Annotated in this window: 12 protein-coding genes; 9 read left to right on the top strand and 3 right to left on the bottom strand. The window is 42.2% G+C overall.

Annotation, left to right across the window (positions count from 1 at the left end; translation table 11 throughout):
• The first annotated feature begins 231 nt into the window (after nt 1-231).
• From FIS9605_RS38395 to FIS9605_RS0127575, 7 genes are all read left to right on the top strand, one after another.
• Complete coding sequence (locus tag FIS9605_RS38395) at nt 232-1,098, top strand: RnfABCDGE type electron transport complex subunit D (protein WP_035140277.1); 867 nt, start codon at nt 232-234, stop codon at nt 1,096-1,098.
• Nucleotides 1,099-1,165: 67 nt separating this feature from the next.
• Complete coding sequence (locus FIS9605_RS0127600; protein ID WP_026735471.1) at nt 1,166-2,539, top strand: DUF2330 domain-containing protein; 1,374 nt, start codon at nt 1,166-1,168, stop codon at nt 2,537-2,539.
• Between the two features lie 140 nt (nt 2,540-2,679).
• A complete protein-coding gene (locus FIS9605_RS0127595; RefSeq protein ID WP_026735470.1) occupies nt 2,680-3,315 on the top strand; it encodes a hypothetical protein in 636 nt (211 codons plus the stop codon).
• A 144-nt stretch (nt 3,316-3,459) separates the two neighbouring features.
• Nucleotides 3,460-4,287 carry an SGNH/GDSL hydrolase family protein gene (locus FIS9605_RS0127590; RefSeq protein WP_026735469.1) on the top strand — a complete coding sequence of 276 codons (828 nt, stop codon included), beginning with the start codon at nt 3,460-3,462 and terminating at the stop codon, nt 4,285-4,287.
• Nucleotides 4,288-4,459: 172 nt separating this feature from the next.
• Complete coding sequence (locus FIS9605_RS0127585) at nt 4,460-5,671, top strand: 4-hydroxy-3-methylbut-2-enyl diphosphate reductase (protein WP_026735468.1); 1,212 nt, start codon at nt 4,460-4,462, stop codon at nt 5,669-5,671.
• A 376-nt stretch (nt 5,672-6,047) separates the two neighbouring features.
• A complete protein-coding gene (locus FIS9605_RS0127580) occupies nt 6,048-7,856 on the top strand; it encodes a S8 family peptidase (RefSeq protein WP_026735467.1) in 1,809 nt (602 codons plus the stop codon).
• 72 nt (nt 7,857-7,928) lie between these two features.
• Nucleotides 7,929-8,213 (top strand): hypothetical protein, encoded by a 285-nt coding sequence (locus FIS9605_RS0127575; protein ID WP_026735466.1) that lies wholly within the window; start codon nt 7,929-7,931, stop codon nt 8,211-8,213.
• Nucleotides 8,214-8,456: 243 nt separating this feature from the next.
• Here FIS9605_RS0127575 and FIS9605_RS0127570 read toward each other — a convergent pair whose 3' ends face one another.
• Nucleotides 8,457-10,022, bottom strand: coding sequence for a hydantoinase B/oxoprolinase family protein (locus tag FIS9605_RS0127570; RefSeq protein ID WP_026735465.1), 1,566 nt, complete (start codon nt 10,020-10,022; stop codon nt 8,457-8,459).
• Between the two features lie 194 nt (nt 10,023-10,216).
• On the opposite strand from FIS9605_RS0127570, the gene FIS9605_RS0127565 reads away from it, so the two are divergent.
• Nucleotides 10,217-11,044, top strand: coding sequence for a class I SAM-dependent methyltransferase (locus FIS9605_RS0127565; protein WP_026735464.1), 828 nt, complete (start codon nt 10,217-10,219; stop codon nt 11,042-11,044).
• An 83-nt stretch (nt 11,045-11,127) separates the two neighbouring features.
• On the opposite strand, the gene FIS9605_RS0127560 is transcribed toward FIS9605_RS0127565, so the two are convergent.
• Nucleotides 11,128-11,673 carry a protein-tyrosine phosphatase family protein gene (locus FIS9605_RS0127560; protein ID WP_026735463.1) on the bottom strand — a complete coding sequence of 182 codons (546 nt, stop codon included), beginning with the start codon at nt 11,671-11,673 and terminating at the stop codon, nt 11,128-11,130.
• 51 nt (nt 11,674-11,724) lie between these two features.
• Complete coding sequence (locus FIS9605_RS0127555) at nt 11,725-13,821, bottom strand: hydantoinase/oxoprolinase family protein (protein WP_026735462.1); 2,097 nt, start codon at nt 13,819-13,821, stop codon at nt 11,725-11,727.
• Nucleotides 13,822-14,254: 433 nt separating this feature from the next.
• Between FIS9605_RS0127555 and FIS9605_RS44415 the strand changes: the two genes are divergently transcribed.
• The gene (locus FIS9605_RS44415) at nt 14,255-14,413 is read left to right on the top strand and encodes a hypothetical protein (protein WP_197036158.1); all 159 of its coding nucleotides are present in this window, start codon (nt 14,255-14,257) and stop codon (nt 14,411-14,413) included.
• The last annotated feature ends 143 nt before the right edge of the window (nt 14,414-14,556 follow it).

The raw sequence follows: 14,556 nt of genomic DNA, 5'->3' as shown, positions 1-14,556 counted from the left end.
TTTTATTAAAAACACTGATGTCAGCCTGTAATTATACCTCTTTTTCACTAACCGCTATAGATGCATGCTGGCCTCCTACAAGGTAGACGCCTATAAGGTAATAGGTAGAAGGACAAAGAGGAAAACCAAGAAAAAGTAAACTTGTAACAAATTTTGTAACAGCGTCACTACCCTAGCCTCTATCCGTTTAGATTAGAACCAATCTAAGGGTAATCCCTGTATTAACGGGTAATGCTGTTTAAAGATATACGTGATGCTCAAATTCTTTTTCTTTGTTTGTTCCTAGTTTTGGGAATTGGTACAAGAGACTGGACACTGAGACCAGAATGGATTGCAGTCATCATTGCCACTTGTCTGTCAACCCAATGGATATTGTCATTAGTTATTGATCGTTGGTCATTAGTTGGTGGTTGGTGGTTAATTGAAACAAACAACAACCAACAACCAACAAACAACAACCAACAAACAACAAATATCCGCAGTCCTTTAATTACAGCTTTAGGACTCTGCCTACTGTTACGGGCTGACCATTGGACAACAATAGCTTTAGCTGCGGTAGTGGCGATCGCCAGTAAATTTGTCTTCAAAGTCGGCGATAAGCATTTCTTCAACCCCGCCAATTTTGGCATTATTTCTGCCTTGGTACTCACCCCCGACGCTTGGGTTTCTCCTGGACAGTGGGGCGAAGACTGGTGGTATGGACTGTTATTTGCTGGGACTGGCGGCTTGATTCTCAAACGAGTTGGACGCTGGGACACTACAGCCGCTTTTTTGGGTGTCTACGCCACCTTAGAGGCGATTCGCAATTTTTGGTTGGGTTGGACTTGGGACGTTTACTGGCATCGCTTGATGAGCGGTTCTTTGCTCCTGTTTGCCCTGTTTATGGTTACAGATCCCCGATCAATTCCCAATGCTCGCATGGGGCGTGTGGTTTGGGCTGCGTGCATCGCCATCTTGACTTTTATTTTGCGGAATTATTTCTATCTTTCCACCGCAGTTTTCTGGGCGCTATTTGCCCTTGCCCCACTAACTGTGCTTTTTGATACTCTCTGGCAAGCACCACGTTTTGGGTGGGGGAGTGGGAGAGTGGAAGAATAACCACTAACTACTAACCAATGTACAGACGTGCCATGGCACGTCTCTACAACTACTAACAACTTGAATTATGAAACCTTTAAGATTCCTATTTTCATTACTGCTGATATTTGTAGTTGTTTTTTGCTTTGCACCTACAGCTTGGGCATTTTGCGGTTTTTATGTTGCCAAAGCTGATACAAAACTGTATAACAAGGCGTCTCAGGTGGCGATCGCGCATAGTGGCGATCGCACTGTTCTGACAATGGCGAATGACTACCAAGGGGATGTGAAAGATTTTGCGATCGTTGTACCTGTACCCACAGTCCTGCAAAAAGAGCAAGTTCGCGTTGGCAACCCCAAGATTTTGGAGCGATTGGATGCTTTTAGCGCCCCGCGATTGGTAGAATATTTCGACCCCGATCCTTGCACCCTGGTGTACGAAAATGCCTTACCGCAATCTGCACCTGCACCAGCAGCCCAAAGAAGTGATGCAGGAGCAAAAAGAGGCGGTGATAGTTTGGGTGTGACTGTCGAAGCACGTTTCAACGTTGGCGAATACGATATTGTGATTTTGAGTGCCAAAGAATCTGGTGGACTAGAAACTTGGCTGATTCGCAACGGCTACAAAATTCCCAAAGGGGCAAAACAGTTACTTAAGCCGTACATCCGTCAAAAGATGAAATTTTTTGTTGCCAAAGTCAACCTGGACAAGTTTGAGGAAACTGGCTATCAGTACCTGCGTCCATTGCAAATTTCTTACCAATCGCCCAAATTCATGCTACCGATTCGTTTGGGTATGATTAATACCACAACAGACCAAGATCTGGTTGTCTACATCCTCTCGCCTAAAGGACAAGCAGAACTCACCAACTACCGCACGGTGAAAATTCCTTCCAACGCCAACATTCCCCTGTTTGTCAAAAATGAATTTGGCGAATTCTACAAATCTATGTTCCAAACGTCATACACTCGCGAAGACCGCAAGGTTGCATTTCTAGAATATGCTTGGGATATGGGTAGTTGCGATCCATGTTCTGCCGATCCCCTCAGCCGTGAAGAACTCAAGCAAGCAGGGGTATTTTGGTTCAATGATTTCCCTCCAGATATTAACCAGTCTGCGCCTTTTCGTAACTCTATTGTTCCGAACGACGTTTTTATCACCCGCCTGCACGTCCGCTACAGCCGCGATAAATTCCCTGAAGATTTGATATTCCAAGAAACCTCCAATCGCGAAAATTTCCAGGGGCGTTACATCCTACAACATCCTTTCACAGGCGAAGCAAAGTGTCAGGCAGGCAGACAATACAAGCAGTCCTTACCCAAACGGTTTGAACAAGAAGCGCAAACTCTAGCTAGACTAACCAATTGGAATATTCAGGATATTCGCAAAAAAATGAACCTAGAGAGTCAGCTAAGAACTTCTTGGTGGCAAGTTATTCTTTCGTGGTTAGGTTGGAACTAAAATTTCACCCCACCCAGATTTTTAATTAAAAATCCGGGTGATACTCAGGATATTTTAAGCTTCTTATTTTATTCTGTAGTTTCACAGAGAGCACATATACGCAATACTGAAAAAAGCTTGCTCTCTTAGCTAAAACTGTTATGCATAAATTGGAGGAAAACTTACGCCGCTTAGTTGATGAAGCCTGTAGACATCCAGCCGGAAGTCCACAGCGTCAGAAGCGGCTTACGCAAGTGATTCGCTTAACTACAGGCAAACTCTGGAGAGAAAGTACTCCTTACTATCAAGATGCGCTGCAACAAACGTGGTTGTATTTCTGCTCTAATGTTTGTAAAGCCTACGATCCCACACGTGGTTCTGTCATTACCTGGTTGAATACTTATCTGAGATGGAGACTGCAAGACTTTTACCGCCAAAAATTAGACGAAAATATCAAAACAGCCCTTCCCAGTATCAGTCAGTCTGCTTCAGGCGATCGCATTGAAACTTTTTATCCAGAGGAAAGCCTAGTTGCTCCCCCTGATGTACCTCCGATTTTAGAAACTGTCAGGTTATGGGCAGAACAAGACACCGATGGAGAACTGCGCCGCACTTACATTCAAGGACATCCACATGTAAATTGTCAGGTGTTAATTTTGAAACGCTTGCCGCCAGAAATAAGTTGGAAAGATTTATCAGCAGAATATAAACTGCCAGTCTCTACTCTCAGCAGTTTTTATCAACGCCAATGTTTGCCTCGCCTACGTAAATTTGCTGAAAAAGAAGGATATCTTTAATCTTTTCCAAAAGAACGACATAGACGTAGTAAACAAAACTACATTTGCATTGAATGTGATCGCCAATTTAAAGAGGGATAATAGGATTTACGAGCCTTAACAGTATAAAATCTGGTACAAAGATTTTGGAAAACTTAGCAGCTCGTGGCTACTCCTGCAAAAACTTTTCCTACCTGGGCGATTTTATCGCTAGTAACTAACAGCATACTATTGTTGGCGGTCATCTTGCTACTTTGGCGACAGCAGGGAGTAGCCGCTTTTTTAAGAACTATATCGCCAATTCAAGTCAAGGCGGACACTCCACCCCAACCCCCACCAGAGTTAGGCCTCCGGCACAAACTCAATTATCAGCAATGGGTAGACATTCTCAAACAAGAAGCCAAAGTCGCCGCGCAGAAACGCCCCCCACGTTTAACTATATTGGCTGGAGATTCTTTGAGTCTGTGGTTTCCCCCCGAGTTTTTACCCGAAAACAGGAATTGGTTAAACCAAGGAATTTCTGGAGAAAACAGTGCTGGACTATTGAAAAGATTAGAGCTATTTGACCGCACTCAACCCGAAACAATTTTTGTGATGATCGGCATTAACGATTTGATCCAGGGTAGTAGCAATGAGATAATTTTAAACAATCAACGGCAAATAATGCGTTACCTACGTAAGGTGCATCCCAAGACACAAATAGTTATCCAGTCGATTTTGCCACATGGAGGAGAACAAGTAACTTGGGAAGGGCGAGAAAAACTATTGGCAATTCCCAATAGGCGCATTCGCAAGTTGAATCAGCGATTGCAAGACATAGCAATAACAGAAGGCGTCAAATATTTAGACTTACATCCTCTGTTTGTTAACAATCAAGGTAACTTACGCTCTCAACTGAGTACTGACGGCTTACACTTGAGTCCTCAAGGCTATTTGGTCTGGAGTTCTGCCTTGCAATTGTACAGTCAGATGGAATTAGAAGCTAAGCGTTAGGAGAAGAAGATGGGGTGATGAGGTGAAAGAAGAAAGGGAGAGAGGGTGATGGGGAGAAATGAACAATTCAATTATCTTCCACTCCCGCATTCCCCCAGTCCCCCACTCCTCCCCCCAATTAATGACCTAACGCGAGAAAATGTGAGATAGTGATTTTTAGTTGAAAAAACCAATGGATACCAAAGCTTTTAAACGTTCACTCCAGCACTCAGAAAACTACCATCGCAAGGGGTTTGGTCATCAAGAAGAAGTCGCTACCCAGTTGCAGTCTGAGTATCAAAGCCAATTGATTCAGCAAATACGGAATAACAATTACACCCTCACACGTGGAGATGTGACAATCAAGCTAGCGCAAGCTTTTGGTTTTTGTTGGGGTGTAGAACGTGCTGTGGCGATGGCGTATGAAACTCGTACACATTTCCCTCAAGAACGCATCTGGATTACTAATGAAATTATTCACAATCCTTCTGTTAACCAACGGATGCTGGAAATGAAAGTAGGATTCATCCCAGTTGTAGCAGGTAAAAAAGATTTTTCTGTGGTTGAGTCTGGTGATGTAGTGGTACTACCTGCTTTTGGTGCTAGTGTTCAAGAAATGCAGATACTGAACGAAAAAGGCTGCAAAATTGTCGATACTACTTGCCCTTGGGTATCAAAAGTTTGGAATACAGTTGAAAAACATAAAAAGCGTGAATACACATCAATTATTCACGGCAAGTATAAGCACGAAGAAACAATTGCGACCAGTTCTTTTGCTGGTAAATATCTCATTGTTCTGAATTTAAAAGAAGCAGAATACGTTGCTAATTACATTTTGAATGGTGGAAATCGAGAAGAATTTCTCAGCAAATTTAGTAAAGCTTGCTCAGCAGGTTTTGACCCCGATCGAGATTTAGAAATGATTGGTATTGCCAACCAAACCACTATGCTCAAAAGCGAAACTGAGCAGATTGGTAAGTTGTTTGAGCGTACCATGATGCAAAAGTATGGGCCAGAAAATCTAAATGACCATTTTCAAAGCTTCAACACCATCTGCGACGCTACCCAAGAACGACAGGACGCTATGTTAGGGTTAGTCGAACAGCAGCTAGATTTGATGATAGTAATTGGTGGCTTTAATTCATCAAATACTACACAATTACAACAAATTGCTGTTGAGCGTGGGATTGCTTCTTATCATATTGATAGCGTTGATAGAATTCTGTCTGGGAATCGTATTGAACATCGCTTGTTGAAGAGTGGCGACTTAGAAATTATAGAAAATTGGTTGCCAGATAGGAAAATAGTCGTCGGAGTAACTTCTGGTGCTTCCACGCCGGATAAGGTGGTAGAAGATGTGATTGAGAAAATTTTTGAATTAAAGGCGACAGCTGTGATTGTCTGATTTATGCCTGATGTGAATTAAAGCTATGACAAAAACCAGGTTTTAGAAATCGACCACAGATGTAGACGCCCACAAGGGGCGTCTACGGTTCCCAAAAAACAACTGGACTATTGCCAACAAACATCCTGCTTTGCCTCGTTATACCAAGTTGTGTTCAGATATAGCAATTCGTGCCCTCTCCCCCTCCCCTGTTCCAAATTGGGAGAGGAGTGCCGACAGGCGGGGTGAGGGAAGTACTATCTTTGACTGCAACCTAGTATTAATTCACTTTAGAGGATATTCTGAGGCTTGATTTGATTTTTTTCTGAAATACATTGGAGAGAGTCTGTAAATCTAATTACAGACTCAAACTAACGTTTTCAGCAATCAGTCTTCCATGCAACTGCAATTTGAATCGACAGATATCTTTGCTGATATCGACCCTCGGCTACAAAGACTACTTGAACGCAAAAGCCGGGGAATATCAATTGCTGCAACCACTTCAACGGAAGAAGAAGAAGTTGCAGTTATTGCTAAGGTAAATAACCTTGAAGAATGGCTTTCTATGAATGAAGTTTACCCAGGTGCAGATCTGGGTAGTACACCTACCGGTGAGCGAATTGTTACAGCTAGAGTGCCAGTTTCCCGATTAGAACAAATAAAGCAGTCTAGCTGTGTTGTCAGTCTCAAGCCAGCACAACCGCTAAAACCAACACTAAACTTTACTACAGAAGAAATTGCTGCTAGAAAAGACCTCTTGCCTGTAAATGCTCTAGGAGAACAGGGACGTGGTGTAGTAGTTGGTATTATTGACTTTGGTTGTGACTTTGCTCACAAGAATTTTCGTAATCATGATGGTTCTACAAGGCTGCTGGCTTTCTGGAACCAAGATGGCAACTCAAGTCATAAAAGCCCTTACGGTTATGGTCAAGAATATAAACAGGGCGAGATTAATCAAGTTCTTCAAGCAAGCGATCCCTACGCTGCCTTGGGATACAAACTAGGAGATAGGGCCCACGGAACTCACGTTATGGATATTGCTGCTGGCAATGGACAAGGCAGTACTATTCCAGGTGTAGCCCCCGCAGCCGATATTGTGTTTGTCCAACTTTCTCAAAATGAAGTTACTCCCCTCATTCTGGATGGTGAAACTGCTGTAGACCGGTGTTTTGGCGATACAGTGGCATTATTAGAAGCAATGGTATATATTTTCGATGTTGCTGGCGATCGCCCTTGTGTTATTAACATTAGCTTGGCACTACATGGCGGCCCTCACGATGGTACAACTCTAGTCGAACAGGGCATTGATGCTTTAGTAACCAAAAAGCCTAATCGAGCTGTAGTCATCGCTGCTGGTAATTGCTACGATACGGGGATTCATGCTTCTGGAGTTGTGCTACAGGATCGTTACTTTGACTTGCAGTGGCAAATCCCCAACCAAAACCCAAGGCAGAAAGAAATTGAAGTGTGGTATGACGGTGGCGATCGCTTTCAATTAGAAATTATTACTCCAGATGGTAACAGCCTTGGTCTGGTTGATGTGGGAGAAAACGGAGAAATTGTAGACAGCGAAGATCGCACAATCATATTCGTTGCCAACCGTCAGTCCGATCCCAACAACGGAGATAATGTAATTTGTGTCTTTATGGAACCTGATTTACCAGGGGGCATTTGGACGCTACGCCTTCACGGAGTTCAAGTCACAAACGGCAAATTTCATGCTTGGATTGAGCGTGAAGATGGCAGTCAAACCTGTTTCGTTCCTCCTCACGACAATACTCACACGCTGAATACGATCGCCTGCGGATGTAATAGCATCGTTGTTGGTTCCTATGATGCCACCAAAGCTAACAAGCCGCTATCATTTTTCTCCAGTTCCGGCCCAACCCGAGATGGGCGGCAAAAACCAGACTTGATTGCTCCCGGCCACCATATTTGGGCTGCTGCTTCGGGCACAGGTACAGGTATCATACGTAAGTCTGGTACTAGTATGGCCGCTCCTGTAGTTACTGGTGTAATAGCCTTGATACTTGCCGAAGCCCTCGCTTGCAACCTAACACTCACTATTGACCAAATTAGCGACATCTTAGCAGCTAGCACCAAGCAGAACTTTCCTAAACCCAATGAGTCGGAACGCTACGGTTATGGAGCGATTGATGCTAGTGCAGCAGTTTTAGCAGTACAAGGCCTGTGCAATAAATTATGATATTATATTCTCAGGCTAATCATCGTTAAATTTTGTCCGTAATGTTATAATATAAAGTTTACTTTTAGAACCATGACAAACAAAATCTTACGCTTGATTAAATGCTCAGGCGGCAAATTCAAAAAAATAGAATCAAACCCAGCAGACTCGGGGTGTCGAGAAGAACAGAGTGAAAATCCCGTTGCTGTCACTGTCAAAGTGGCTAAAGCCGATTATGTACCTGATTTTGTTCATGTTCGCTCCCATATTTCACCCAAGTTGTTTACGGCAACAGTCACGGAAAAAAATTTGCACCGACTAGAAGAAGATCCACAGGTTATTTCTTTAAGCACGCCAAGACGTTTATACGCAGTTTAAATCTACTTTCTTCTGGTGAATGTTAATAATTAGTAGGAATGGGTTCAATCAGATCTTCCGCCTCTTGACCTTACAGATACTGCATCTAAACCCGCCTGCATAGTGGTTATTTGTTTGTTCAAGCATCAAATTTTATTGTTCTTTATCTTTAGATTTGGGTAGGATGGGCATAGTGCTCATCCTTTTTATTTTGGTTTATTTTGGGGCGATCGCCAGCAATTAGCGCCTCTGTTTATCCAAAACTCAGGAGACTTTACCAAATCCTCCTCCCCCAGGAGTTTCTATCACAAAAACATCCCCAGACTTCATTTCTACTGTTGCTGTACTATCTAAATTCTCTTGGGTTCCATTCTGACGTTGTATCCAGTTGCGTCCTACTTTTCCCGCTTCGCCACCATTTAATCCAAAGGGAGGAATAACCCGATGGCCAGAGAGAATATTAGCTGTCATAGCTTCTAGAAACTTGATGCGGCGGATAACTCCATTACCACCTGAATGTTTTCCTTTACCCCCGCTATCGGGACGAAGACTAAAGCTTTCCACCTGTACAGGAAAGCGAGTTTCTAAAACTTCTGGATCGGTCAAGCGAGAGTTAGTCATGTGGGTGTGGACTGCATCAGTGCCATCAAAGTTAGCCCCCGCCCCAGAACCACCACAGATCGTTTCATAATATTGATAACGGTCATTACCAAAAGTAAAATTATTCATCGTTCCTTGAGAAGCAGCCATCACACCCAAAGCACCATATAATGCATCAACAATAGTTTGAGAAGTCTCTACATTACCCGCTACCACTGCTGCTGGATAGGTTGGGTTAAGCATACAGCCGACCGGGATGATAATTTCTAGAGGCTTAAGACACCCAGCATTAAGAGGAATATTATCATCTACCAGAGTGCGAAAGACATATAAAACTGCTGCTTGCGTTACAGCTTTAGGAGCATTAAAGTTACTATTGAGTTGCTCAGATGTCCCAGTAAAATCAATAGTAGTACTGCGATTTTCTCTCTCAATTGTCACTTTAACTTGAATGCGTGCCCCGTTATCCATTTCATAAATAAATGAGCCATTCTTCAGAACATCAATCGCCCGTCTGACTGATTCCTCAGCATTATCTTGTACAAATTTCATATAAGCTTGGACTGTTTCAAGTCCATATTGGGAAACCATTTTCCGAAGTTCTTGAACTCCTCTTTCATTCGCGGCAATTTGTGCCTTGAAATCAGCTATATTTTGGTCAGGATTACGAGCAGGATAGGTATGATTTAAGAGTATCTCTTGTAGTTGAGTTTCTCGAAAATTTCCTTGTTCAACTAAGAGAAAATTATCAAAGAGAATTCCTTCTTCTTCTACTGTGGTACTGTGGGGAGGCATTGAACCAGGAGTAATCCCACCAATATCAGCTTGGTGTCCGCGAGAAGCAACATAGAAGAGGGGACTGGAGAAGGAAATATTTTCACTACTATCTAAAAATACAGGTGTAATAGCAGTCACATCAGGAAGGTGGGTTCCGCCGTTATAAGGATTATTAGATAGATAAACATTCCCTGGTTTTAGGGTGTCGCCTTTATCATTAATTAAACTGCGGACACTTTCACTCATTGAACCTAAATGCACAGGAATATGGGGGGCATTAGCGACTAACAATCCAAAAGAGTCGAAAATAGCACAGGAGAAATCTAGCCTCTCTTTGATATTTACTGATGCTGCTGTGTTTTGAAGAACAATCCCCATTTGTTCGGCGATGAATTGATAGAGGTTTTTGAAGATTTCTAAGCGGACGGGATCGGGTTGAGATGTTATATACATTTTTGATTCCTATTTTGTTTAGGCTGTAAGATGCGTTAGCGCTAGCGTAACGCATCCTACGAGTGTTCAATTGATCTAAAACAGGCTGTCAAATCATAAACTGTAAAATAAATATCCATACCACAAACACCAACAATCTATTTGATAAAGCTTTTTTTGGTACGCAGGGAGTAGTAATTACTGTCAGAAAGATCATGAAAGATTCGGAACAAAGCGAAAACCGATACAGGGATGAATACACCTCGGAACAAAGAAAAAACTGGTACAGCAATGCAGCAGATGCTTATAACCGGACAAGACCCCGATATCCTAAAGAAATAATTGATCGTGTTGTAGAATTAGCCCAAGTTCCCTCAGATGCAAATATTCTTGAATTGGGTTGCGGCCCTGGAATTGCAACAATGGCGTTTGCAAACTTGGGCTTCTCAATAGTTTGTCTTGAACCAAGCCAAGAAGCTTGTCAACTAGCGCGACAAAACTGTGCAAGCTATCCAAATGTAGAAATTGTAAATACCACTTTTGAAGAGTGGGAATTAGAGAGTGAGAAATTCAATGCAGTTGTTGCAGCGACTTCTTTTCATTGGATTTCACCTGAGATTAGATATCTAAAAGCTGCTAATGCTTTAAAAGAGAACGGTTTTCTAATTTTACTATGGAATATTCCACTCCAACCCCAGTATGAAGTTTGCCAAATTTTGCATGAGGTTTATCAGACGCAGAGGACATCTGTAAGGCCATATGAAAACAGAGAAACTCACGAAGAGGATCTCAGAAGAATTGGACAGGCTGTGATTGACTCAGGGTTCTTTAGGGATTTAGTGTCCGAACAGTTGGCGTATGAAGTAACCTATAGTATCGATGATTATCTTGGGCTTTTGAGTACTTTGTCGGCGTACATAGCGCTAGAACCACAAAAGCGGAATTCTTTGTTTGCAGGTTTGAGAACAGCGCTAGAGAGTAACTGGGGAAGGAGTTTTCAGATATCATGTCTTTCGACTTTTCACGTTGCCCAAAAAATATAGCTAGTAGGTTGGGTATAGCGATCGCCAACCCACAAATCCTAAAGTTAATGTTGGATTATACTTCGTTCCACCTAACCTACAAGCTAAACTAAAGTTTCTCCAGCACGACGACAATCATCTAGAAGTGCGTTTAGTTCCGCAATCACTTTCCAAGGATTTCGACCTTTAAAGATAGCAGCAATTACCGCTTCATAGGGATTTTTTCCAGTTCGTTTAACTGCTGCGATCGCTGCTTTGTTAGAGAGTCCCCGTCCACTGACTAACCAAGCGGCTAAGACATGTCCAGTGCGTCCAATCCCACCAGAACAATGAACTACAACTTTCTCACTTTGCTGATTTGCGACTGCCAAGAACGGTAAAATTTGCTGGATTAGAGTTTCGCGATCGGCAAATTGAAAATCCTCAATCGGTGCCCAACAAACCCGATCCAATCCAAATGTTTGTCGATAGATTCCAAGCAAATTTGAATAACGAGTTAGCTGAGTATGGGGAAGTAAACAGCAAACGCGCTTAATGTTTTGACTCTGCATAAACTCAATCCACTGGTTGACCTTCTGATTACTGTATCCAGGTCTTGCAGAACCAAAAACAATCTGCTCACTTTCCCAAGCCGCAGCAAATTTGTACATACTTTTCTGTCAAAATCTTTGAACCCTTAATTCTAACTCTGTCGTTGCAATTTATAGACGCTGTAAAATTAAATGATTGCGTTCAGTTAACCTTGCTTCCCAATCAGGTTCTACTACAATCGTGCTAATTTTTTCTACGATAATTGCAGGCCCAATAATACTATCTTCAGGTTGTAAATCTTCCCGTCGATAAATAGGAGTATCATGCCATTTTTCAGTAGTAAACATTCTCACTGTTTCAACAGAAGCAGGGGCTTCATTGATTGGACGGGTACGATTAATTAAAGGTTCTTCAGGAGTATCCATTATCTGAATAACTTCCACTGAAGCTGATTCGACAATTAAGGTTTTTTCTAGTTGAATGAAACCATAGCGAGATTTATGTTCAGCCTCAAATTCTTGTCGCATCACTGCTACATCCGAGTTAAAATCAATAGTCAAAGTAGAGTTAGTTCCCTCATATTTCAAATTAACTTTTCTGACTATTTCCTCTTCACTACTTGCACCCTCTGAGGTTAGTTCACTTCTAGCTTGGGTTTCTAGAGACTTCATTAGCCGCACTAGTTGAGGAATTAATGCTTGGGTAAGAGGCAACTCTACTGCCCCAACTCTTGTCGCCCGCACATCAGCTAATCCCATTCCGTAAGCAGAGAGAACTCCAGCATAAGGGTGCAGAAATATCTTTTTCATCCCCAAAGTATCGGCAATTAAACAAGCAACTTGCCCTCCTGCCCCTCCAAAACAACAAAGCACATATTGGGTAACATCATAACCCCGTTGCAGACTAATCTTTTTAATCGCGTTTGCCATATTATCTACAGCAATAGCAATAAATCCGGCGGCTACTTGTTCGGGAGTACGAATGTTTCCTGTGGCAGTTTCAATATCTTGGGCTAATTGTGTAAATCGCTCTTTGACAATATCTTGATCTAAGGGTAAATTGCCATCGCGTCCAAAAACATGGGGAAAATATTGGGGGTGAATTTTGCCTAACATGACATTGGCATCTGTGACAGCCAACGGCCCGCCACGCCGATAACAAGCAGGCCCGGGATTTGATCCAGCAGATTCAGGCCCGACGCGATAACGAGAACCATCAAAAAACAGAATTGAACCGCCTCCAGCAGCAATAGTATTAATAGCTAATACGGGGACTTGCATGCGTGCGCCAGCAATCTCCGAATCTAATTGTCGTTCATACTCTCCTTTGAAGTGGGCAACATCTGTACTTGTTCCTCCCATGTCAAAAGTAATGACTAACTCAAAATCCGCTCTTTTGCTGGTTTGTACTGCCCCAACAATACCCCCAGCAGGGCCACTCAAAATACTATCTTTCCCTTGAAATTGTTCGGCTGCGATTAAACCCCCATCAGATTTCATAAACATTAATCTGACTCCGGGTAAATGACTGGCTACTTGATTGACATAGTGACGAAGAATGGGAGTTAAATAAGCATCTACGGCTGTTGTATCCCCTCTGCTAACTAATTTCATTAAAGGACTAACTTGATGGGATACGGATATCTGCGTAAATCCAATTTCTTGGGCAAGTTGGGCAACTTGTTGTTCGTGGTAAGGATAACGATAGCTGTGCATAAAAACAATGGCACAACTACGAATTCCTATGTTGTAAGCTGCTTGTAAGTCAGTTTTGACTTTTTCAATATTTATAGAGGTTAATTCCTGACCGTTAGCATCATAGCGTTCATCTACTTCAATCACCCGTTCATAAAGCATTGTGGGTAAAATGATTTGACGGGCAAAGATATTAGGACGGTTTTGGTAGCCAATTCGCAGGGCATCTTTAAACCCTTTGGTTATTAGAAGTACGACGCGCGAACCTTTTCTTTCTAACAGTGCATTTGTTGCTACTGTCGTCCCCATTTTCACAACTTCGATTGCGTCAGTAGAAATGGGTTCGTTGCTTGAAAGTCCCATGATATCCCGAATACCCTGGATGACTGCATCTTGATACTGTTCAGGATTTTCTGAAAGTAGTTTGTAGACTATAATCCATTGTTTCTCAGGAAGGGGAACAATCAAAAAACGTTCAGAATGTTCTGAGAGTCTATCTATGATTGTCTGATTATTAGTAACAGCGACAATATCTGTGAATGTACCACCGCGATCGGCAAAGACTTTTAACATTACTCTATTTCTTAAATAGTCTAGAAGTAGGATAGCAAGAGGATTTACATTGTTTCTACTTCGGATGCGGAATATTTTGACGACGAGTGTGGATTAATACATCAGTTTTAAAACTATTTTTGAGGATAAATCAAGGAATTTAAGCTTTTGGAATAGTATAACGCTTCAAAATAGCCACGATTTCTAATCTCGTGGCTGTTGTAGCCCAACACTTCGGTTCAGCAGATGAACGGCACTCCTGGTGATGAGTTCGGGTTTGTCTGCTGTCGCTGAACTTAGTCGTTAGGCTGCTTAGGCTATCTGTTTAGGAGCAATGGATTTTAAATTGTTTATTTCCATTTTTGTTGTTGTACATTCAATTTTACAGCTACTATTTCTACTGACGGATTGATGCGATCGCCATTTCTATACCATTGGATAATGGTACGTTAAGTTGTCACTAACGCACCCTTGTATCTTAGAAGAAGTGCAACGCCAATTTTGTGGTGCAGGCCGGACAGCCTGCATCGGACGGGCGAGACGCCCATCTCACAAGAAAATCATATTGCATCAAATTAGCCTTGGTAGGCTACTACTGGACTGGCAAGCCTAAAATGGTGTAATAGAAAATGTTCGTAGTAAGCGCTTCAGCGCGAAACAGGCTAAAAATCTAATGCACAAATTTAGTCTTGCCACGCTACTACAAAGATTTTATGTTTTAATTGGTTGAATTACTTATCAAGCAATGGTTTTGAA

It is taken from the genome of Fischerella sp. PCC 9605 (assembly GCF_000517105.1).
Classification (GTDB): domain Bacteria; phylum Cyanobacteriota; class Cyanobacteriia; order Cyanobacteriales; family Nostocaceae; genus PCC9605.
The sequence above is the reverse complement of the archived record's forward strand: the minus strand, read 5'-3'. Positions and strand labels throughout refer to the sequence as shown.

What these genes read in the sequence shown, in the direction of transcription:
- FIS9605_RS38395 (WP_035140277.1), top strand. Translation starts at nt 232, where the DNA reads ATGCTGTTTAAAGATATACGTGATGCTCAAATTCTTTTTCTTTGTTTG.
- FIS9605_RS0127600 (WP_026735471.1), top strand. Translation starts at nt 1,166, where the DNA reads ATGAAACCTTTAAGATTCCTATTTTCATTACTGCTGATATTTGTAGTT.
- FIS9605_RS0127565 (WP_026735464.1), top strand. Translation starts at nt 10,217, where the DNA reads ATGAAAGATTCGGAACAAAGCGAAAACCGATACAGGGATGAATACACC.
- FIS9605_RS0127560 (WP_026735463.1), bottom strand. Translation starts at nt 11,673, where the DNA reads ATGTACAAATTTGCTGCGGCTTGGGAAAGTGAGCAGATTGTTTTTGGT.
- FIS9605_RS0127575 (WP_026735466.1), top strand. Translation starts at nt 7,929, where the DNA reads ATGACAAACAAAATCTTACGCTTGATTAAATGCTCAGGCGGCAAATTC.
- FIS9605_RS0127595 (WP_026735470.1), top strand. Translation starts at nt 2,680, where the DNA reads ATGCATAAATTGGAGGAAAACTTACGCCGCTTAGTTGATGAAGCCTGT.
- FIS9605_RS0127580 (WP_026735467.1), top strand. Translation starts at nt 6,048, where the DNA reads ATGCAACTGCAATTTGAATCGACAGATATCTTTGCTGATATCGACCCT.
- FIS9605_RS0127585 (WP_026735468.1), top strand. Translation starts at nt 4,460, where the DNA reads ATGGATACCAAAGCTTTTAAACGTTCACTCCAGCACTCAGAAAACTAC.
- FIS9605_RS0127570 (WP_026735465.1), bottom strand. Translation starts at nt 10,022, where the DNA reads ATGTATATAACATCTCAACCCGATCCCGTCCGCTTAGAAATCTTCAAA.
- FIS9605_RS0127555 (WP_026735462.1), bottom strand. Translation starts at nt 13,821, where the DNA reads ATGTTAAAAGTCTTTGCCGATCGCGGTGGTACATTCACAGATATTGTC.